Origin of the sequence: Parafrankia colletiae, assembly GCF_001854655.1 — a bacterium.
In the GTDB taxonomy this organism is placed as follows: Bacteria; Actinomycetota; Actinomycetes; order Frankiales; family Frankiaceae; genus Parafrankia; species Parafrankia colletiae.
Map to the genome: position 1 here is coordinate 1 of NZ_MBLM01000176.1, position 20,731 is coordinate 20,731.

Below are 20,731 nucleotides of genomic sequence, written 5' to 3' on the forward strand. Positions count from 1 at the left end.
AGACCTGGGCCCGCAGCGCCACATCGCGGAGGCGGACACCCTCGTAACCGCCGGACTCCAACAGCTCCAGCACCACGCGGACGATCTCATCTGACGGCTGCACTCGGGCTCTCATCCCTGGGACCAGAACAGCTTCCCTACAGATCGGACCAACCAGCCAGCATTATCTGCCCATCCGCCCCCCAAAAGTTGATCAAGAAATGATGGGGTAGCGGCATGCCACCTGTCGCGCGTTCTCGTCGTCCTGGGCGGAGAGCGGGGTCGGCAGCGGGGTGAGTTCGGCGGGGGCGGTGGGACCGGGCGCGTGCAGGACGGCGATATGCGCTACGTGGGTGGGGCTACCTCCACCGAGGCAGGCGACGGCGGCGACAGGCACGCGCTCGCCGGGTTCGACGGGCAGCCGGAGCTGGCCCGGGTGCCAGTCCACGGTGAAAAGGGGACTGGCCTCACCAGTGAAGCCGATCTGGTGCCAGCGGCGAATGGACGGACTGTCCGGCTCCTCTGCGTAATAGGCGGCGAAACCAACGATCTGCACATGCGGCCCGTGTACCTGCAGAGCTGCCGACAATGGATCCTCCGGGATGACTGCGACCTTCAGGGAAATTTCGGAAGGGGCCGGATGGCTGTCGGGGCACTCCGAGGGATGAATGTTCGACGGCGGATTTCCGTGGATAACCGCCGAGGCAACCACGCCGTCGCCGTGGGGAAGGATGAACCAGCGTGCGTCGGGGATGCCGGCCGTTGAATCGAAAACCTTCTCCCCGACGCAGAATCCGATGAAGCCAACCGCACAGTCGGGTGCCACGGTGTTCAGCAGCGGGCGGTCCAGCCTGGCGCCGGAACGGACGTTGGCTCCGTTCCCATACGTGGTTCCTGAGAAGAGGGTTCCCCTGGCGGCCGTCGGGCATCGGCCGGCCTTCTCATCCTCCGGAACGCGATCGGTAAGCGCCAGCAGGGCAAGACCGACGAGAGGTATCAGGACGGCCCCGCCCACGAGAAGAGCCAGCCGTCTGCGGCGCGTTGTTTTCCGGGGGGCCCCGGTCTGCTCAGTCGAGTCGGTCGCCGGCGGACCCTGTCGGCCAGGCGGATCCTGCTGATCCGGTGGGCTCTTCTCGTCGGGCTCGACCGGCGGATCCTGCACGGTGGCTTCCTCCGTGGGCCGCGACGCCCGCGGCTCTTCCCCCGACGGCCGGAGAGCCTGGTCCACCTCCCGCCACCGGCGGCGCCAGGCCTCCACGTCACCGCCACAGGAACCGACAAAGGCGAGCGTGACGTCCAGAGTCGGTAGCCGAACCCCTCCAGCGGCTTCCGACAGTGTGCTGGCGCCGTAGCCCGCTCGCTTCGCCAGAGCTCGATAGGGCGGCTGGCCGGACTTTTCCCGCAGAAGTCGGAGGTCGTGAGCGAAGGACTGCAGGGGTCCGGCGGTCGGGTCGACCGGCCGTGGTTTTCGAGGCATTACGACCGAAGGGGAGGACGGGTCACGGCTCAGGCTCCTCTGACGGTGGCTGCAGGGTCGTCGGTGATGGTGTCGTCGGCCTGGTGAATGAGTGCTGGTCTCGGTGAAACGTGAGGGACAGCGAGGGCCTGGAACGCACCTCCCGGGTCTCCTCCATGACACAGACCGCGCTGACCTGCGCGGCCCGGAGGAGATTGTCCGGGGTTGATTGATCAGATGCAAACCTGCTGGTCGGTCAACGTTCGGGCTGGCTTACTTGGTCCGGGCAGGCGTCCGAACGGCCGATGGCAGCGCCTTCTCGTGCCATCACCTCCTGCCGTGGGTGCCCGCCGACGGATCGCGTGCTTCGTTCGCCTGTCCGTTGCTCGCAGGCAAGAAAAGGCGTGTCTCCGGAGGGGCGACCCGACTGTTGATCCACTGACGGGCGTCCCGGAAGCGGGATGTCTACCGAGAGATTTTCCGACCGAGTTCGTTCTCTACCGACAGGGAGTTGATCACAGGTGCGCGGAGAGGGATTTCCCGTTGCCGGACGAGTCAGACGGATGACGTTTCTGGTTGCCTTGATGYTGGGACTGGGAGGTGGGGCGATTCTTGTGTCTCCCTCTGCCGCCCACGCGGCCACGTACGGCGGGCAGTGCGGCCCCGGCTTCAATGTGATCGATTCGGTCAGGGTGACGGGCGGCACCGTCTTCCTTACCTACAGCAGTGCCACGAAGGAAAACTGCGTGGTTACCGTTCGCGACACGCCCGGAGACCCCGTTTTTATGTACGCGGAGGTGGCATTGTCGGGCGATCAGGACCAGACCGAGAACGCTGACGACTACACCGACCACACCAGACCGGTGTATGTCTATGCACCCAGCTCCTGTATTGACTGGGGCGGCGGGATCAATAACTCGGCCATTCACGCGCATGACGTGCACTGCGGCTGAGTGCACCTCTCGGATCCTCGCCCGGAACAGCTGGGCACACGATTTCGGTGGTGGCGAGATCGTGTTCCACCCAAATTCACCACGATAACCATTGCGCAGTAGCGAGGTCGGCGCAGCCGCCGAGATCTGCGCGGCCCCGACGTGGAAGACAGAGAAAGGAAGAAAGCATGAGAAAGTTCCGACGACTGGGTACCATGGTCACCCTGTGCACTCTCGTTGCAACAATGATGGCCGTGTTCAGTTCGCCGGCCCACGCGGCAACGAATCCCTACAGCCGCTTCTCGGCCTGCTCCAACGAGTTCGGGGGGAGCTGGAGCGACACGAGCGACGGCCACCGGACCCTGAGCACCCCCTCGGGCGCCAAGGGAGGTGACGTTTATCTGCTGTACAACAGCGCGACCGGGTACAACTGCGTCGTCACCATCAAGACAGCCTACGTGGGCGCGCCCAGCTTCACCAACGCCGGCCTCCTGGTTGATGACGGAACCGGCTGGCATGATGACAGCGGTGATTTCGGCTACTACGCCGCGGTGCAATGGTATGCCCGCGGGAAGTGCGTTCAGTACGACGGCATGATCGCCTCACCGGGCGGCTCGCCGGATACCATCGCGTTCGGTAACCGGTACACCTGGGGCAACTGCGGATGATGCCCCTGCCGAGGCCCGGTACTGACCGGTAGGGAATTCTCCGCCGCCTTTCCCGGAAGGCTCCGCGCAAGCGGAGAAGCGGAGGACTTCATCGCCCGGGCAGCCGGGTCGGGCCCAGACGTGCGGCCGCGGCCGCCGCGAACCGTCCCGGACCGGTCCCGTGCCCTGTCTGTCAGCCTGAGGGGGACGAGCCAGAGCCCCGCAGCCGTTCACCCGGCGCGGGGCTCTGGCATTCCGCGGCCGTCGGTCGACAGCTCGCCGCCGAATCCGATCCGCCCGTTGGCCCAGTCGAGGACCGCGGCGAGCAACGCCTCCCTCGCGGGGAAGTGCCCGTAGCTCTGCGAGTGCCCTGCAGGCGGCGTCAGAACGGGATTTGCACTGCGTAGACCTGTTCGTGATCCGCTGGTGTCCACATCCATCCGGCACCCAGCCGCGAGCCCAGAACCTCGGCGGCGCGGACCGCGTACGGCTCCTCGGGGTTGGTCATCCCCCAGCGCCTGGCGATGGTGTGCGCGGCTTCACGCGCGGCCGCGACGGCGGCTTCCTCGTCCGTGTACACGCCGATCATCATGAGCGCCGGCTCCTCGATGATGCCGCACTCGATGCAGCCGACCTTGCAGACGAGCCAGTTGACCTTGCCGCCCACCGGGATTCCTCTCCGCACAAGTTCTACGTCCGGTAGAACTTCCGGTCACGAGGGTACTCAGCGCCGAACTCGCGCATTCGCTCTCGCTCGAGTCGTTACAGAGACCAGGGGAAGATCACAGATTCGAGGGGCAGYGGGAGGGCGGGTCAGCCCGCTGAAGCCGGGACGGCGCCACTGTCCCAGTAGTCGACGCGTTCGGCGATCAGGCCGTTGCGGATGGTCACCAGCCACAGGCCGCGGACGCGCAGCGGGCCGCCGGGGAGCATGGCCGTCATCAGATAGGGCACGGCCACCCGGTCGCCGGCGGCAATCGGCGGCGCCTCGGGGGTGTAGCGCAGCTGCGGGAAGGCGGCCAGGAACCCAGGCAGCCGCTGCCGGTAGGCGGCCCGTCCGGTGCTGGCCCGGCCCGCGGGCGAGGCGTGCTCGTTGCGGAAGTCCTCCGTCACACAGGCCGCGACGGCGTCCGGGTCGGCCGCGTTCAGTGCGGCCGCGTAGGCGGCGACCGGCGCCGGGAACGGGAACGCGGACCACTCCCCCGTGGCTTCCTCTGCCACCCCGCGTGTCACGCCGTGGCTGCCGAGGTCACGACTTCGGGCCCCACAGCTCCCGGACGGTCGCGAAGACCCGCTGGTCGTGGCTGAACTCGATCACGTTCCCGTCCGGGTCGGTGACGGCGCAGATGTAGCCGATCGGGTCGGGCATGTCCCGCGGTTCCCAGTGCAGGCAGCCGGCGGCCCGGGCCCGGTCGGCGGCCCTGTCGACGTCAGCGCGGGTGGGTAGCTCGATGCCGATGTGCGCGAACGGTTTCATGATGCCCTGCTGGCTGCCCCTGGTGGCGTTGAACGAGGCCAGTACCAGCACGAACGGCGTCTCCCACTGCCCGGGATTGGACAGCCAGACGTTGCGCCCGTCGGCGTCCTCCCGCATCGCCACCACCACCAGCGGAGTCATGGACGTGTAGAAGGCGATGGAGGCGTCGAGGTCACCCGACGGCAGCGCGATGTGGGTCCAGCGAGGCTGCGTGATCCCGGCGCCGCCCGCCTGTTCACCGGCGGTCTCGCGGCCCGTCGCGACGACGGGCCGGGCAGCTGGTGTCGCATCGATGGTCACCGGTGTCACTCCCCTCCTGGCCGATGCGGGCATCGGCCGGTCACCTGCTCGGCGCAGTCCTACCCACCGCGGCTCCAGGCCTCCCGGACCTTCACCCGGTTCGATGCCGGCCTCACCTCCCGCGCGGCGGCATCGACGGGGACCTCCCGGCACCACCCCGAAGGCGGCACGCGCCGGGAGGATGACGCCGTGCACCGGAAGCCGGCGACCAGCCCGAAACCCGGCGTTCGGGCAGAAGTATCCCGGGAGGTGTTTCCCGGCGAAGGCAGGTATACATGGTCGGTGGACTACGGCCTGGCTGCGGCGGCACCTCTGGGCTGGTCTCCGCCGGGTGAGGGCTGGGTCCGGGCCGGCCAGTGGGAGCTGGACTGCCAGCCATCAGCGCCGTCGGCGGTGCGTCGGCTGGTGGGCGCGGCGCTGCGCGGTGACCAGTGGGCCGACCTGCGGCCGGACGCCGTCCTGATCGCCAGCGAGTTGACGGCGAACGCCTGGCTGCACGGCCAGCCGCCGGTCGAGGCACGGCTCCTGGTCAGCGACGAGGCCGTCCGCGTCGAGATCGCGGACGGGAGTGCGACGCCGCCGGTGTGCCCGCCGGCCGGTGGCCTGGGGCTGACCGGCCGCGGCATCGGCCTCGTCGCCGCGCTCGCGGCCCGGTGGGGCGTCGACCGGACGGGCAGCGGCAAGATCGTCTGGGCGGAGCTGGCCGGCGACGGGGCCCTGGTCGCCACCAGTGCGGCGGTCGCCACCAGTGCGGCGGTCCCCCCCTGTGAGCTACCCGCTACCCCGCGCGTACCCGACCCGGCGCCACCCGACGCGGGTGGCGCGGCGCGGCTCGCGATCAGGCTGGGGGACGTCCCGACAGATCTGCTGCTCGCGGCGAAGAACCATGTCGACGGGCTGATGCGGGAGTTCACCCTCGCCACGTCCGGGGCGCGGAACGGGTCCAGCGGTCCGCTGCCGGGGCGGCTGGCGGACCTGCTGCGGATCGTGACGACCAGGTTCGCCGAACCGCGGGAGGCGATCCGGCGGCTGGCGCTCACCGCGGCCGCCAGCGGCGTGCCCCGCACCACCCTGGATCTTGAGCTGTCCACCACCTCCGCCGAGGCCGGCGACGCCTATCTGACGGCGCTGGAGGAGATCGAGAGCTACGCCCGGGCGGCACGGCTGCTGACCCTGCAGTCCCCGCCGCAGCACGTCGCGTTCCGCCGCTGGTACGTCCGTTCGCTGGTGGATCAGCTGCGCGCGCTGGAGACAGGCGGCGCGCCGGTGGCGACACCGACCTTCGAGCAGTATCTGCTGGACACCCTCGACGCCGAGGTCCTCGCCGGGCGGGCCACCGAACGCGCGGCGCGCCTGCAACGGGTGACCGCGGCGCTGGCCACCGCGACGACTCCGGAGCAGGTGGCGGCGGTGGTCGTCTCGGAGAGTGTGACCGCGCTCGGGGCCGTCGGCGGTGGCCTGCTGGTGCCCGCGGAGCCGGGTGCCGGCGGTGCGGCGCAGGTCCAGGTCCCGGGGGCGGTCGGGTACGGCGACGAGCTCATGGCGCAGCTGCGGGCGGAGCGGCTGGACGACCAGCTGCCGGCCGTGGACGCGCTGCGCAGCGGCCGCCCGGTCTGGCTGGAGTCGCGGGCCGAGTGCTACCTGCGCTATCCCGACCTGGCCCGGTTCGAGCCGTCGGTGGTGGCGATGTGCTGCCTGCCGCTGGTCGTCACCGACCAGGTGCTCGGCGCCCTGCGGTTCTCCTTCGACCATCCACACCTGTTCGACCCGGACGAGCGGTCGTTCGCCGAGGCGATCGCCGCGCAGACCGCGCTGGCGATGGAACGGGCCCGGCTCTTCGCCGCGGAACGGCGGGCCCGCGAAAGGGCTGCCTTCCTGACGACCGCGGCCGAGCTTTTCGCGTCCACCCTCGACTCGGGCCAGATCCTCGACCGCCTCCTCGGGCTCCTCGTGCCCCGGTACGCGGACGCGGCCGCCGCCTGGCGGATCCCGATGCACGGTGCCGGCGCCGCGTCTCTTCTCGAAGCCACCGCCGTGACCGCTGCCACCGCCGGCGGCACCGACGCACTGCGCACGCTGACCGGGCGTCCGCCGCCGCCGGTCATCGCGGCGGCGCAGCGCGGGGTCGCCGTCCGCGACCCGGGCACCGGGACGTTCACCTTCCCGCTGCTGGTGGCCGGCCGCACCGCCGCGGTCGTCGCCCTGGGCCGTCAGAAGGACCTGGGCGAGCAGGAGGATCCGGCCGAGCAGGGCGGTCCGGACCCGGGCCGGCCGGCGTACGGGACGGACCTCGGGGACGAGACCCTCGCCGAGGAGCTGGTCCGGCGGGCGAGCGGCGCGTTCGGCAACGCGCTGCAGTACGAGCGCGAGCGGGCGATCGCGGTGACGCTACAGCGCAGCATGCTGCCGCGCCGGCCACCCGACGTCGCCGGGCTCACCGTCGCCTGGCGCTACCTGCCGGGCAGCGCCGGCGCACTGGTCGGCGGCGACTGGTACGACGTCCTGCACCTCGACGACGGACGGGCCGCGCTGGTCATCGGCGACGTCATGGGCCACGGGCTGCACGCCGCGGCGACGATGGGCCAGATCCGTGCGGCCGCCCGGGCGTACGCCGGGGAGCGGTTCGCGCCGGCCGTGGTCCTCGGCCAGCTCGACGCGGCGATGAGCCGCCTCGAGCAGGGGACCATCACCACGGTGGCGATGGGCGTCCTCGACCCGGCGGACGGGTCGCTGACGGTGGCGTCCGCCGGGCACCTCCCACCGCTGATCATGCCGCCGCGCGGGGAGCCATGGTATCTGCCCGTCGAGCCGGGGCCGCCGCTGAGCACCGGGGTGGCGCACTACCCGGAGTCGCAGCTGGTCCTGGAACCGGGCAGCACGCTGCTGCTGTACACCGACGGGCTGATCGAGGACCGGGCCCGCCCGATCGACGAGGGCCTGGAGCTGCTGCGGCGCAGCGCCACGCCGGACCTGCCGCCCGAGGAGCTGTGCGACCTCCTGCTCGCCGCGCTGGGCCGCACCGGGGACAACGACGACGACGTGGCGATGCTCGCCGTCCGGCTCGAATCCTGAACCCGGCCCCCCGAGGCCGGGACGTTCGAGCCCGGTTCGACGCGCGTCAGGGCCGCAGGATGAGGCGCAGCGGGTCGCCCTCCTTGGTGTGCATGCGCTGGACGGCGACGCTGGCCTGCTCCAGCGGCAGGACGTCGGTGATCGACCGGGAGAAGTCGAGCCGGCCGTGCTCCACCAGGTCCACCAGGCGGGCGACGACTTCCGGCCCGGACCCGAAGTGTCCCAGGACCTGGTGCTTCATGTAGCCGAAGGTCGTGCTGTTGCGGATGGTCAGCGGGCGGCCGGACAGGCCCACGACCACCAGCCGGCCCTCCTGCGCGAGCACGCCCAACGCCTGGTCGTACACCGAGGGGACCCCGGCGAAGTCGAAGGCGGTGTTCAGGCCGGCGCCGCGGGTGAGGAAGAGAATCCGGTCCTTGAGCGTGTTGTCCCGGGGGTCGAGCGCGAGGTCCGCGCCCAGTTCCAGGGCCCGCGCCCGGGCGGCGGGGACCGGGTCGACGGCGACGATCGGGTAGGCGCAGACCGCCCGCAGCACCTGGACGGCGTGCGCGCCCAGCCCGCCGACGCCCCACACCCCCGCCGCCTCGCCAGGCCGGATCGCGGCCGTGTTCACGATCGCGCCCCACGGGGTCGACACGGCATCCGGGATGATGGCCGCCTGCTCGAACGGGATCGAGGCGGGCAGCGGGAACACCGACTCCACCCCGGCCAGGGCGTACTCGGCCCAGCCGCCGTCGAAGTCGATGCCGCGGGTGTGCATGTCACCGTCCCGGACCTCACCGGCCTGCAGGACGACCCGCTGGCCCACGGCCAGCTCGGGCACGTCCGGGCCGAGTTCCTCGATCGTGCCGGCGACCTCGTGGCCGATCGTGACCGTGTCGTCGGGCAGGTACCGGGGCCGGCCCAGCGAGCCGTCGATGAGGTGGACGTCCGACATGCACACGCCGGCCGCCTCGACCTTCACCAACACCTGCCACGGCCCGGGAACAGGTCTGGGGACCTCCTCGATCGTGAGAGTGCGGCTGGGAATGTGGAGGCGGGCGGCTCGCATCAGGTCCACGGATATCTCCCTCCGAACGGTCGTCCAGCGATCGGGAACGCAGCGACGTCACCCAGGTCAGCCACGATGATTTCACTGGTGCCGCTATGCCGGGAACCCAGGGCCGCACCGGGCTTGTATTGAGACGTGCGGCTTATCCGTCGACGCGTTCGAAGACCGCCGCGATGCCCTGCCCACCGCCGATGCACAGGGTCTCCAGGCCGTAGCGGACGCCCCGGCGGTGCATCTCACGCAGCAGCGTCGCGAGGATCCGGCCGCCGGTCGCCGCGACCGGGTGGCCCAGCGAGATTCCGGACCCGTTCACGTTGCACCGCTCCCAGTCGGCGGCGCCGAAGCCCCATTCGCGGGTGCAGGCCAGCACCTGCGCGGCGAACGCCTCGTTGAGCTCGATGAGGTCGATGTCGGCGAGTTTCAGCCCCGCCCGTTCCAGCGCCCGCGCGGTGGCGGAGACCGGCCCGATCCCCATCCGCCCCGGCTCGACGCCCGTCACGGACCAGCTCACGAGGCGCGCCAGCGGGCGCAGGCCGAGTCGCTCGGCCGCCTCCGGGTGCGTCACCACGCACGCCGAGGCGCCGTCGTTCTGCCCGCTGGAGTTCCCCGCGGTGACCGTCGCCTCCGGGTCGGTGCGGCCCATCACCGGCCGCAGGGCCGCGAGCGACTCGACGGTGGTGTCCGCCCGCGGATGCTCGTCGACGTCCACGACCGTCACGCTGCCGCGGCGCCCCGGCACCCGCACCGGGATGATCTCGTCGGTGAAACGGCCGGCGGCCTGCGCCGCCACCGCCCGCTGGTGTGAGCGCAGCGCGAGCGCGTCCTGCTCGGCGCGGGCGATGCCGTACTCACGGCGCAGGTTCTCCGCCGTCTCGATCATCCCCCCGGGCACCGGATGGTTCTCACCGCCGGCGGTGAYGCGGCCGCGGGCGAGCGCGTCGTGCAGGGTGACGTCCCCGCTGCCCGCGCCCCAGCGCATCCCGGTGGAKTAGTAGGCCGCGTTGCTCATGCTTTCCGCGCCGCCGGCGATCACGACGTCGCTGACCCCGGTCTGCACCTGCATCGCCGCCAGCGCCACCGCCTGCACGCCCGACCCGCAGCGGCGGTCGAGCTGCAGGCCGGGGACGCTGATGTCCAGGCCGGCGTCCAGCGCGACGACGCGGCCGAGGGCCGGCGCGTCCATCGTCGGGTAACAGGTGCCGAACACGACGTCGTCGAGATCCGCCGGCCCCAGGCCGGTCCGTTCGACGAGGCCCCGCAGCACCGCCGCGCCGAGCGCCTGCGCGCTCAGCGGGCGCAGCACCCCGCCGAAGCGCCCGACCGCGGTACGGACCGGTTCACAGATCACCGCGTCACGCATCACACACCCCATTCGATCGTCCGTGCCCGGCCCGGCTGGTACGAACTCGCCGGCCCGCGCGCAAGGCCGCTCCGGCGGATCGACGATCTCGCCGACCATACCGAGTTCGTTCCCGCGCCGCCCCTTTATGCGCCCTGCCAGCCCGCCGCCTATCCGCCTCGCCGGCCCGGTCCGTATGCGCCCGGATGACGCGCTCCGTATGCGGGCTGGCGGCCCGGCCCGGTGCCTGTCACGACAGCCGCCGAACCCGAACCCGAACCTGGGCCCGGGAGCCCGGCAAAGGCGCCGTCGTGTTGCTTCAAAGAAAGCAGCGGAGGTGCTTCCGAGAAAACGAACAGCCCGACTGGRAGGAGGGCGGCACCCGGCATCTACTGCGAGCCCTTTCCGGGTGGCACCCTTTCCGCGGATAGTGGCGACGCACATGCAGGTAACGGGGGCGCACGTGCCGCAGGCAGTCGATTCCAGCAGCGTGGTGGGTCCGCGGGAACCCACCACGGAGGAAAGGATCCGGCAGCATCCGATACGGGTCGAGCTCGCCCCCGGCCTCAATCAGGTTGCGCTCAGTCCGGCGGACGTTCTTGCCTGGGCCGGCCGGGCGATCGACGACGCCATGGGCACGATCCGGGAAATGACGAGCCGGATCCGGGAGTCGGTCGACACGCTGGAGCTGCGGCCGACCACGGTCGAGGTGGAGTTCCGCATCACGTTCGACGCCTCCACCCACGCCGTGATCGCCCCGCCCGGATCCTGCGCTCCGACGAGGCCGGGCGCCTCGGCATGCACCCCTGGTCCGCAACCGGCCGCGTCTACACCACGCTCATGCCGGCGGAGCCGGCGCGAGATCCTTGCGGAGGCCGGCGAGCAGGTCCAGCGTCCGGGCCCGGGCCCGTTCGTCACCGATCGGGCCGACGACCAGTTCGGTGGTGCCGGCGGCGGCGTACGCGGCGAGCGCCTGGCCGACCGTGTCCTCGTCGCCGGCGACGATGGTCTCCGCGACGCCAGTGCGGCCCTGGCGTTCCAGCACGGCCTGGTAGCCGGGGAAGCTGGCCGCGAAGCCGAGCTGCTCGGCGACCCACTGCCGGGCACCGTCGGGATCATCGGTCACGCTGGCCACGACGGTCGCGACGATCCGCGGCTCGAGCCGGCCGGCCGCCGCGGCGGCCCGGTTGATCGTCGGGGCGATGTAGTCGCCGATCAGCTCGGGACCGGTCCAGACGGTGACGGTGCCGTCGGCCAGCTCGCCGGCGGTGCGCAGCATCACCGGCCCGAGTGCGGAGAGCAGGACGGACGGCGCCGGCACACCCGCGGCGTCGACAATCCCGGAGGCGGTGACCGCCTGCCCCCGGTGGTCGACCGGCTCGCCGCGCAGCAGGGGCCGCAGGACGGACAGGTACTCGCGGATGTGGCGGGCCGGCTGGTCGTAGCTGTAGCCGAAGTTGCCCTCGATGATCTGCGGGTGGCTCGGGCCGATGCCGAGGGTGAACGGCGCCCGGCTCACGGCCTGCACGGTGAGTGCCTGGCCGGCGAGGGCGAGCGGGTGCCGTGGATAGGTCTGCACGATGGCCGTGCCCAGCTCGATCCCGGGCACGGCCCGTGCGCTGAGCGCGGCGACGGTGAGGGCGTCCCAGGAGAGCAGCTGGCTGAAGTACGCGCTGTCGAGCCCGGCGTCCGCCGCCGCGCGTACCTGGTCGATGAGTACGTCAGGGCTGGGGCCGGCGCCACTGACATAGAGGCCGATCTTCAGCGATCCTCCCAAGGTGAATCCAGAATTCCGTTTCTGCGTCGGCGAGACCGTAGCATGATGTCCGGCGGCAGAGGTACCCGCGGAATCTCCGACGGGCCAGTCGCGGGACGTGCCGCGGCACCACCGCGGGCCTCCCGCCGCTCCGGGCGGGAGGCGCCGGAGGTGGTCGCCGAGACGTCGCGGGGCACTGCTGGGATCGGTCCGAGGGGATCGTGCCGAGGGGAGGTCAGGCCCGTGCGCTCGGACGCCCGGCGGAACCGGGAGCTCATCGTCACCACAGCGAGCACCCTGCTGACGCGGCGCGGCTCGGCGGCGTCCATGGAGGAGATAGCGCGTGCGGCCGGGCTTGGCGTCGGCACGCTGTACCGGCACTTTCCCGACCGGCAGGCCCTGCTGGTCGACGTGGCGGCGGAAGCCCTGCGGACCCTGCTCGCCCCTGAGCAGGCCCCGGCGGAGGACGGCTGGGCGACCCTGCTCCGCCTGGTGGCGCTGTGCACGGACCTGCCACTGGCGGTCATCAAGGACCTCACCGCCGGCCTGCCGCCGCCCGCGCATCTGCAGGAGCTCGTCACCGACTTCAACGCGCTGCTGGCACACGTCATCGCGCGGACGCAGCGGGAGGGCACGCTGCGTTCCGACATCCCGCCCGCGGAGGTCATCGGCATCCTCAACGTCGCACTGTGCCGCCCGGGTGCGCGCGCGGACGACCACCTCACCACGGTGCTCCTCGACGGCCTGCGGGCCCGCGCCGCCGACGATGTCCTGCGGTCCGCATCCGGATGACCGCGTGACCAGGGCGCCCGGGACCAGCGCGCCCCACGCCCCACGCAGCCCCCGGGCCGCCGGCGCCGAGGCGACAGCGGAAGGCGGCGGCGCGGCGGTGCGGGCGCTTGCTGCGGCCGGCGCAGGCCGCGGCTCGCCGGTGGCGGTGGTCCCCGTGGGCCACACCGGGGTCGCGTTGGCGCACGGGGGGACGACGTGGGCCTACTCCGCCGACCCCGCCGCCGTCCTCCGCGCGGTGGAGGCGGCTTTCTCGCCCCGATGGGTGTGGTGGACGATACGCGGCACCGGGTCGCTGCTGGCAGGGGCCGGCGACGACCGTTCCGGGGCCGATGCCGGTTCCACCGGTCGGGGCCTCCGCCCGGCGGGTGACGGAGGCACAGCCCCCGCGCTGTGCTGGGATCTGGCCGCCGTCCACCGCGTCCTGCACGGCGGCCGGCGGGACGACCCAGGTGCGGTCTGGGCCGCCGTCCGCGGGCTCCCGCCCCCGCCGTCGCCGCCGCGCCACCGCAGCGACGGCCAGCTCGACCTGCTGGCGACCATCGACGAGTCGCCGAAGCTCCCCGACACGGGCGACGCGGGACGGGTCGGGGACGACGTCCGGGCGGACGGCCCGGTCGGGGCGGACGGCCAGCTCCGTCCGGGGTGGATCGAGGAGACCCTGCGCGGAACCGCGGCGGGCGGGGTGGACGTGAGGCTGGCGCGGGCGGAGCGGTTCGCCGAGCTGGCGCTGGTGGCCATGGCTGCCCAGGAGCGGACGCTGCGGGCCCTGCCCGACCCGCGGGTCCGCCCGACCGGTGTGCCGCTCGCCGTCCTGACGGCGCGCGCCGAGTCGGCCGCGGAGCTGCTCGCCCACGAGCTGGCGCGGCGCGGCCTGCCGGTGCACCGCCCGACCGCCGAGCGGACCATCGCCGGCATCATCGGGCCGAGGCCGCGTGACGAGACCGGACGGGTCACGGCCAGGCAGGCCCGTGACGCCCCCGTCCTGCGCCATCTCGGCCCGTCGGTGGACCTGCGCAGCCCGCTGTCACTCCGGGCCGGCCTGGCCGCGGTCGGCATCGACGTGCCGGACACCCGGTCGTGGCGGCTCACCGCGCTGCGCGGCGCCCACCCGGTGATCGAGCCGCTGCTGGCCTGGCGGCGCGCGGAGCGGATCGCCACGACCTACGGCTTCGGCTGGTTGGACGATCATGTCGGCGCCGACGGGCGGCTGCGCGGGGGCTGGCGGGGCAGCGACGGCGCCGCGGGCCGGATGACGGCCGACGCCGGGCTGCACAGCCTGCCCGGCGACCTGCGGGTGGCGGTGATCGCCGAACCCGGGTACCGGTTCGTTCGCGCGGATCTCGGCCAGATCGAGCCCCGTGTCCTCGCCGTGGTCTCCGGAGATCCCGAGCTGGCCCGGGCGACCGCGCAGGACGACCTGTACGCACCCGTCGCGGCACGCCTGCGGGTCGACCGCCCCACGGCGAAGGTCGCCGTCCTCGCCGCGATGTACGGGCAGACGTCCGGAGCCGCCGGCCAGGCACTGCGCCAGATGCGGCGGACCTACCCCGTGGCCCTCGCCTACCTCGACGCGGCCGAGGCCGTCGGCCGGGAGCCCGCGGCGCCGGCGGGCGTGACACGGCCCCCGCTGCGGACCTTCGGCGGGCGCCGGATCCCGCTGCCCGTCAGGCCTGACGGCACGGACGAGGCGGACGGCGCGCGCGATCCGGAAAGGGTCAACGCGAGCTGGGGCCGCTTCGCCCGCAACGCGGTGGTCCAGGGCGCGGCCGCCGAGTTGTTCAAGGCGTGGGCGGTGACGGTGCGCCAGCTGCTCGTGCCGCTCGGCGGGGAGATCGTGCTCTGCCTGCACGACGAGCTGCTGCTCCACGTGCCCACGGAACGGGCGGACGAGGTGGTGGCGGCGACCCGCCGTGCGCTGGACGCGACGGCCGGCTACTGGGCCGCGGGCAGCGGCGTCCGGTTCGTCGCCGACATCACGGTCTCCGAACGGTGGTCGGACGCCAAGAGCTGAACCGGCCGCCGCTCAGCGGCCAGGCCACGCCAGCGGGTCCGCGGAGCCCGGCGTTCCTGGTGGGTCCTGCGTTCCTGGTGGGTCCGGAGGGCCGCCCGCTCCGTCACATTGGGCGTCGAGCCAGCGCAGGGCCGCGCCGGAGTCCGGCACGGTGGCTGCGCCGGCCGGCAGCGGGGGCCGGTCGACCATCACCACCGGCAGGCCCAGAGCCCGCGCGGCGCTCAGTTTCGCCGCCGTCAGCGTGCCGCCGCTGTCCTTGGTGACGACGACGTCCACCTGGTACCGGCGCATCAGCGCCGTCTCCCCCTCGACGGTGAACGGGCCCCGCTCCAGCAGGATCTCCGACCGGGCGGGCAGCACAGGCCCGGGGGCCTCGACCGACCGGAGGAGGAACCAGTGCCGGTCCAGACCGGCGAACACCGCGGCGCTGGAACGGCCCGTCGTGAGGAACACCCGCTCGCCGAGTCCGTCGAGGGCGCGGGCCGCCGCGTCGAGTGAGGGCACCCGGTGCCAGCGGTCGCCGGCGGATTCGGTCCATCCTGGCCGCCGCATGACCAGGAGGGGTACTCCGGCCGCCCGGCAGCCCGCCACCGCCGTCCCGGTCATCACGGCGGCGAACGGATGCGTCCCGTCGATCACCGCCGTGATCCGCGCGGACCGGAGATAGTCGACCAGACCGTCCACGCCGCCGAACCCGCCGGCGCGGATCCGGGCCGCGCCGGCGGCCTGCGGCAGCGCGGGCGCGGTGACCCGGCCCGCGAGGGAGTAGGTGACCCGCACGTCGGGCAGCTCGGCGAGCCGCTCCGCGAGCAGGCGGCCGTCCGCGGTGCCGCCGAGCACCAGCACCCGCCGTGTCACGCAGCCGGGCCGGAGATGGGCTGGCCGCACCGCGGCTGTTCGACGTCGAAGCCCGTCCCGGCCTGGTTGACCTGCACGAAGGTGAGGCAGCTCGCCGACTGGCCGAAACCCTTGGTGAGATCGACCGGTCCGGGCAGCAGGCCCGCGCCGTCGAAGTCCGTGATGGATCTCAGTGCGGCGAGCAGCCCGGCCCGGGTGGGGCACGGCCCGGCGGCGTCGAGTCCTCTGATCAGCAGATCCGTGACGATGTAGGACTCGACGGCGGCCTGCGCGTCGGGCGGATGAAGCTCTGGGGCATGACGCGCCAGCGCTGCCTGATACTCCCGCTGGGCGGGCGTATCAGCCTCGAACGGCTGGTAGGCGAGGTAGAAGTAGGCCCCGGCGATCTTCGCGCCGTACCTGCTGAGGAGCTCATGGCCGTACCCGTTGGTTCCCACGCCGGCACGCAGCGGGGCACCGGCCGCCACCGCGCCGTTGTACACCTCGGCGAACTGGTCGCCGGCGAGCGCGCCGAACAGGCCGTCGGCTCCGGTCTGGGCGATCTGGCGGCCCAGGGTCGCCGCGGTGATGCCGTTCGGCGTGTAGTCGACGGCTGCGACGATCTCGATTCCGGCGTGCCGCAGGATCCGCTCGATCCGCTGGGCCCCGACCTCGGAGGCCGCTGACATCGAGGTTTTGACGATCACGGCTCGTTGCACCCCCTTCGACCGGGCGAACTGCGCCAGGGTGTCGTAGACGACTGCCGTCGGTACCCGGTTCAGGTAGCTCACCATGTTGTCGTAGCTCGACCAGGCCGGCTCCGTCGCGAGGCCAGCGATCGGGATCTCCCGTTCGTGCAGGTAATCGGCCGAACCGGTGGCCACGACGCTGGCGCTGAGCAGACCGAAAATCCCACCTCGCTCGACCAGGTCCTGCGCGGCGATCAGATTCGCCGCTGGATTCGATCCGTCGTCGCGCCAGTCGTAGACAATTCTGCGGCCGTGCACCCCACCCCGGTCGTTCTCGGACTCGATGCGCGCGTCGATGCCGGACCGGGCACCAATGACCTGACTGGCCGCAGTCCCCGAGTCCGACATGAGCAGACCCAGGCGGACGGTGTCGCCCGTAATCCCCGGCGCGCTCGCGCAGTCCGGCGCAGCCGGAGCATCCGCGGCGCCAGAACACCCGCTCGACACCGTCAGGAGAACCGCCGAGAGACCGGCTGCTGCCCACGGGGCACGGCGGCGACCCGCGCTTACCCGGCCCCGCCTCCGTTTACTCCAGGTGAAGTCCGGCATCGAGCGTCGCACACGCCGGCCGGCCACGCCACTTCCCCAGAGCACCATTCCGCTGTTCGCTCCCTTTCCGCACCAGCCATTCAGCATTCGCAGTGCGGCGGCCCGCGTCAACCTTTTCGGGCGGATTTACATCGCCCTGCGGCAGGTCGACTCAGGCGTGCACGGGCAGGCGGGCCAGGTCGTCACGCAGCCGTTCCAAGGTGCGCCGCATGGCGGCCGGGGTACTCGTCTCCCGGCCGCTCACCCGCTCGAACAGCATGACCGCTGCCCCGGCGGAGAGCTCGAACGTCTGGCTGACGTGGGTGCCTGCGCGGTGTTCGCGCAACTCGAACCGCCACAGCGTGCTGTCCGGCCGGAGACTCGTCCGACGCGTCCGGAACGCGAACATCCGGCCGGGATCGGCGGTGACGATCTCGCACTCACGGGACCATCGGAACCCCCGGAAGCGGTTCCAGCCCTGGAACCGGGCACCGACCACAGGCCCGGAGGCCCCGTCCAGCCACTCGCACCGGTAGCACTCCGGGCTGTACCCGGCCATCCGGCGGACATCGGAGACCGCCGCATACACCTCCTCCACCGGGGCGGGGATGACGATCTCGGCCGCGCCACGCAGCCGCACCGGGCCCGGTTCCGCCACGAGGGCCCCGTAGGCGATACCCAGTCGGCGCCGGTAACCGGCGCGGCTCACCGCGAGCAGGGCGGGCAGCAGCGGCCCGATCCCGCCGGCGACCTCCGCCATCCGGTCCGGGCCCGCCTCGGCCACCCAGGGCAGTGCGAAGGACATCCGCGCCGTCGAGTCGCGGCCCATCCGCTTCTCGAGCCGGGTCAGCTCGGCGTCCGTGATCATGGTCTCGATCGCGGGAACGACCAGTGACTCCTCGACAGCCAGATGCTCGTCCATGAGGGAGTGCAGGGTGCCGGTGACGGTGGCGAGCGCACCGACCGCCCCGCGGTCGCCGCCGGCGAGCCCCGCCAGCCCGGTGCGCAGCCGCTGGATCAGCAGGTCGAGCTTCTCGTGGTCGGCGCTGAGGGTGGYCAGGCCGTCGGCCGGCAGCCCGAGGTCACGCAGCAGGGGCCAGAGGTAGTCGTCCTCGCCGACATGGTGGTGGTGCAGGACGTCGAGGACGTCGTTCACGTGGTCGCGCAGCGCGGCGAGCTGCGTCGGCCCGGCGACCCGGCGGCCGTCGGCGAGCTCGGACGTCACGTCGGCCAGGCGACGCAGCTCCAGGCGGATGGCGTCGTGGATCAGAAGATAGGCGGTCGGTTTCGCCATCGGAGGCTCCCTCGCTAGAATCAATACAGTCAGACTGTATTGATTCCATGTCACCTGGAGTGCAAGTCGTCGTGAAGCCGACCCGCAGCTACCACTCGCCCCGCCGGGCCGCCCAGGCCCAGGCGACCCGGGCCGCGATCCTCGACGCCGCCGTCGACCTCTTCTGCACCCATGGCTACGCCGGAACGACGATGCAGGCCGTCGCCGCGAAGGCCGGCGTGGCCGTCGAGTCGGTCTACGCGCTGGCGTCCAAGGCGCGGCTGCTCGAGCTGGCCCTGGAACGGACCGTCGACGACGGCACCGACACCGCGCTCGCCGAGGACGACACCTTCCGCGCCGCGATGGGCGCCGCGGACCAGCGAAGCCAGCTGCACCTGTTCGGGGTGCTCGCGGGCCGCCGGGCCAGGCGCAACGCCCAGATCAGCCGCGCCTACGTCCAGGCCGCCGCGCAGGACGAGTCGATCGCCGCCGCCTGGCGCGAGCAGGAGCGGCGCCGCCTGCAGGACACGCGGCTGTTCGTGGCGGCCCTTGCCGCCGGCGGTGGCCTACGGCCCGGTCTCAGCGTGGACGACGCCTCGCGCACGGTGTGGACGACGTGCAACTGGTACACGGCCTGGCTGCTCTACGAGGACGACCCCGACCGCGACGAGGCCTCCGTCGCCGCCTGGTACGAGGCCACCCTCACCATGCTGCTTCTTTGACCTCAACTGCCGCGCGGCCGATCGAGGGGCCTCACCTTCGGCTGCCGCGGCGTCGGTGCACCCGTCGCCCGCCTACGGATCAGGCTCCGGTCGGCGAGCCGGTTCCGAGACCGCCGACCGGAGCGACGAGGTGGCCGCCTTCCGCGCGGCACCGCCACACCGGCCACCCCTGCTCGCCTCGTTCCCCCTCGTCGTCGCCGTTCGCATAGGAATCATGCAGGTGCAGGCCGCGGCGATGCCGCGCACAGGTCGGCCAATAGCACAGGAACAGCTCCATCACGGCCTCCTGCGTATTCGCGGCGAGGGAGAGCACCCACTCGGCCAGATCCCTGCCAGACAGGGGCTCGGCCGGATTCCCGCCGCCGCGACAGGGCTCGCCGTCGAAGCCGACCAGCAGATGCGGCTCACCGTCGTCGCCATAGCTGCCCGCCCAGTGCAGCGTCAGGCGGCCGACCGTACCGCCGATCTCTGCGAGATCACGCCGGACAGCTGTCAGCGCATGGTCGGTGCGGTCGACGAGACCAGCCTCGAACTGCTCCCGCGCCGTCTCCCAGGGCACCGTCCGACCCCAGCCGCCAGGTGCCCGGTCAAGGTCACGATCCAGCTCCTCGAGTACCAGCGGGAGCAAGCGGCGGGCCAGCAGATCGTCACGGACGCCGAGCCCCGCCAGCTCGCGCAACGCCGGACTGTCGTGCCCGTCGGCGAGCGCCTGCGCCGCGAGATGCGGCAGGCTCGCCGTGACCTTCTGCCCGAAGCTCAGCTGCCGCCAGGCGATCTCCAGCTCGTCCACGGCACCATCCATGTCCAGCTCGTCCACGAGATCATTCTGGCACCTGCGATCTCCGCTGTTGTATCGGGACGTCCAGGAGCTACTGACTGAACGGGGCATCGACGTTGATCACGTCACGGTCTACCGGTGGGCACAACAGTCCTGCGAACTACATTTTTTGTATGGCAAAGTTGAACTTTCGCGACCGGGTCTTTACATCCGGCACCCGGAACTGGTGGGCGGAGATGACGCATTGGGTATCAGGACGAGGACGGGTACGAGTTCACCGAGGAACACGGCGACAGCGCCCACCTGGTCGTATTCCACGGAAATTCGACTCTCAAACCATGGCTATTCTTCGGATCTCACGGAGTCAAGGATGCCGAGAATTCCGTCGATACTTTCGGGAGAGTGCTGACCATCGAGGCTCGCCCGGAATTTAGCGTCGCCCATATCTTCCCTCTGTTGACGCAGCAGGTGGAGGTCGACGGCGGCGTCGGGGGATTCGATCTGGAGCCGAATTATCAGAGCCATCACAGTGTACGGCACAGCGTCAGCTGCACGACCCTGCGCAGAGTACAGAATCCCGAGTCGAGAGATGATGGTGGCGATGTCGGCTTGGTCCCCGAGCTCCATGTAAACGGCTAGAGATTTCCGATAGCAGACTTCCGCAACCGCATAATCTCCTCGCAGCTGAGAAATCCTGCCGAGCTGGCCGAAGCTGGCAGCGATATCGGCATGGTTCCCGAGCTTCGCGAAGATGAGCAGCGCCCGCTGATAGCATTCCTCCGCAGCCTCGTAGGATCCCCGCAGCGCGGCGATGTCGCCGAGATGAACGAAACTGGCGGCAACACCGGCATGGTTCCCGAGTTTCGCGAAGATGACCAACGCCTGCTGATAGCGGCCTTCCGCCACAGCATGATCCCCCCGCAGTTCGGCGATCCTGCCAAGCTCGCTGTGGCTGGTGGCGATACCTCGGCCCCCGATCTCCTCGAAGATGGCCAGCGCCTGCTGGAAACTACCTTCCGCAGCCTCGTAATC

The 20,731-nt window shown here is 71.6% G+C and carries 19 protein-coding genes; 6 read left to right on the forward strand and 13 right to left on the reverse strand.

The window, feature by feature from the left end; all coding sequences use genetic code 11:
- Positions 1–193 precede the first annotated feature (193 nt).
- Positions 194–1,141, reverse strand: coding sequence for a hypothetical protein (locus CC117_RS32465; RefSeq protein WP_131803177.1), 948 nt, complete (start codon positions 1,139–1,141; stop codon positions 194–196).
- An 857-nt stretch (positions 1,142–1,998) separates the two neighbouring features.
- Between CC117_RS32465 and CC117_RS32470 the strand changes: the two genes are divergently transcribed.
- The gene (locus CC117_RS32470) at positions 1,999–2,388 is read left to right on the forward strand and encodes a hypothetical protein (protein WP_071091846.1); all 390 of its coding nucleotides are present in this window, start codon (positions 1,999–2,001) and stop codon (positions 2,386–2,388) included.
- Positions 2,389–2,555: 167 nt separating this feature from the next.
- On the forward strand, positions 2,556–3,035 hold the full coding sequence (locus CC117_RS32475; RefSeq protein ID WP_131803178.1) for a hypothetical protein: 480 nt from the start codon (positions 2,556–2,558) through the stop codon (positions 3,033–3,035).
- Between the two features lie 361 nt (positions 3,036–3,396).
- Here the strand turns inward: CC117_RS32475 and CC117_RS32480 are convergent, their stop codons facing one another.
- From CC117_RS32480 to CC117_RS32490, 3 genes are all read right to left on the reverse strand, one after another.
- Complete coding sequence (locus tag CC117_RS32480) at positions 3,397–3,681, reverse strand: hypothetical protein (protein WP_071091851.1); 285 nt, start codon at positions 3,679–3,681, stop codon at positions 3,397–3,399.
- A gap of 146 nt (positions 3,682–3,827) precedes the next feature.
- Positions 3,828–4,235: a nuclear transport factor 2 family protein gene (locus CC117_RS32485; protein WP_084133123.1), complete on the reverse strand. Its 408-nt coding sequence runs from the start codon at positions 4,233–4,235 to the stop codon at positions 3,828–3,830.
- A 28-nt stretch (positions 4,236–4,263) separates the two neighbouring features.
- Positions 4,264–4,800 (reverse strand): VOC family protein, encoded by a 537-nt coding sequence (locus tag CC117_RS32490; protein WP_241830612.1) that lies wholly within the window; start codon positions 4,798–4,800, stop codon positions 4,264–4,266.
- 273 nt (positions 4,801–5,073) lie between these two features.
- Here CC117_RS32490 and CC117_RS32495 point away from each other — a divergent pair, with 273 nt between their 5' ends.
- Entirely contained in the window at positions 5,074–7,863 is a 2,790-nt protein-coding gene (locus CC117_RS32495; protein WP_071091854.1) for a SpoIIE family protein phosphatase, read from the forward strand.
- A gap of 46 nt (positions 7,864–7,909) precedes the next feature.
- Here the strand turns inward: CC117_RS32495 and CC117_RS32500 are convergent, their stop codons facing one another.
- From CC117_RS32500 to CC117_RS32515, 4 genes are all read right to left on the reverse strand, one after another.
- A complete protein-coding gene (locus tag CC117_RS32500; protein WP_071091857.1) occupies positions 7,910–8,923 on the reverse strand; it encodes a zinc-binding dehydrogenase in 1,014 nt (337 codons plus the stop codon).
- Positions 8,924–9,056: 133 nt separating this feature from the next.
- Positions 9,057–10,274, reverse strand: a complete 1,218-nt coding sequence (locus tag CC117_RS32505) for an acetyl-CoA C-acetyltransferase (RefSeq protein WP_071091881.1) — start codon at positions 10,272–10,274, stop codon at positions 9,057–9,059.
- A gap of 549 nt (positions 10,275–10,823) precedes the next feature.
- Positions 10,824–11,057, reverse strand: coding sequence for a hypothetical protein (locus tag CC117_RS32510; RefSeq protein ID WP_071091860.1), 234 nt, complete (start codon positions 11,055–11,057; stop codon positions 10,824–10,826).
- Positions 11,058–11,091: 34 nt separating this feature from the next.
- Positions 11,092–12,018 (reverse strand): TIGR03564 family F420-dependent LLM class oxidoreductase, encoded by a 927-nt coding sequence (locus CC117_RS32515; RefSeq protein ID WP_071091884.1) that lies wholly within the window; start codon positions 12,016–12,018, stop codon positions 11,092–11,094.
- A 234-nt stretch (positions 12,019–12,252) separates the two neighbouring features.
- Here CC117_RS32515 and CC117_RS32520 point away from each other — a divergent pair, with 234 nt between their 5' ends.
- Complete coding sequence (locus CC117_RS32520) at positions 12,253–12,801, forward strand: TetR/AcrR family transcriptional regulator (RefSeq protein WP_071091862.1); 549 nt, start codon at positions 12,253–12,255, stop codon at positions 12,799–12,801.
- A gap of 4 nt (positions 12,802–12,805) precedes the next feature.
- Positions 12,806–14,812, forward strand: a complete 2,007-nt coding sequence (locus CC117_RS32525) for a DNA polymerase (RefSeq protein WP_241830613.1) — start codon at positions 12,806–12,808, stop codon at positions 14,810–14,812.
- A gap of 12 nt (positions 14,813–14,824) precedes the next feature.
- Here the strand turns inward: CC117_RS32525 and CC117_RS32530 are convergent, their stop codons facing one another.
- The 3 genes from CC117_RS32530 to CC117_RS32540 all read right to left on the reverse strand — a co-directional run bounded on the left by CC117_RS32530 (position 14,825) and on the right by CC117_RS32540 (position 18,220).
- Positions 14,825–15,670: a cobalt-precorrin-6A reductase gene (locus tag CC117_RS32530; protein ID WP_241830614.1), complete on the reverse strand. Its 846-nt coding sequence runs from the start codon at positions 15,668–15,670 to the stop codon at positions 14,825–14,827.
- Positions 15,667–16,947, reverse strand: a complete 1,281-nt coding sequence (locus tag CC117_RS32535; RefSeq protein WP_407673627.1) for an ABC transporter substrate-binding protein — start codon at positions 16,945–16,947, stop codon at positions 15,667–15,669. The genes CC117_RS32530 and CC117_RS32535 overlap by 4 nt, the downstream gene beginning before the upstream one ends.
- Before the next feature lie 151 nt (positions 16,948–17,098).
- Positions 17,099–18,220, reverse strand: coding sequence for a hemerythrin domain-containing protein (locus tag CC117_RS32540; RefSeq protein WP_071091870.1), 1,122 nt, complete (start codon positions 18,218–18,220; stop codon positions 17,099–17,101).
- Positions 18,221–18,291: 71 nt separating this feature from the next.
- On the opposite strand from CC117_RS32540, the gene CC117_RS32545 reads away from it, so the two are divergent.
- Positions 18,292–18,921, forward strand: a complete 630-nt coding sequence (locus tag CC117_RS32545; protein ID WP_084133126.1) for a TetR/AcrR family transcriptional regulator — start codon at positions 18,292–18,294, stop codon at positions 18,919–18,921.
- 79 nt (positions 18,922–19,000) lie between these two features.
- Here CC117_RS32545 and CC117_RS32550 read toward each other — a convergent pair whose 3' ends face one another.
- Positions 19,001–19,738, reverse strand: a complete 738-nt coding sequence (locus CC117_RS32550; RefSeq protein ID WP_241830616.1) for a hypothetical protein — start codon at positions 19,736–19,738, stop codon at positions 19,001–19,003.
- Between the two features lie 303 nt (positions 19,739–20,041).
- Positions 20,042–20,731: tetratricopeptide repeat protein (locus CC117_RS32555; protein WP_131803179.1), on the reverse strand; the 690-nt coding region annotated here is incomplete at its 5' end.

Excerpts from the sequence above, each read along its gene's own strand:
- CC117_RS32535 (WP_407673627.1), bottom strand. The coding sequence starts at position 16,947 with ATGCCGGACTTCACCTGGAGTAAACGGAGGCGGGGCCGGGTAAGCGCG.
- CC117_RS32475 (WP_131803178.1), top strand. The coding sequence starts at position 2,556 with ATGAGAAAGTTCCGACGACTGGGTACCATGGTCACCCTGTGCACTCTC.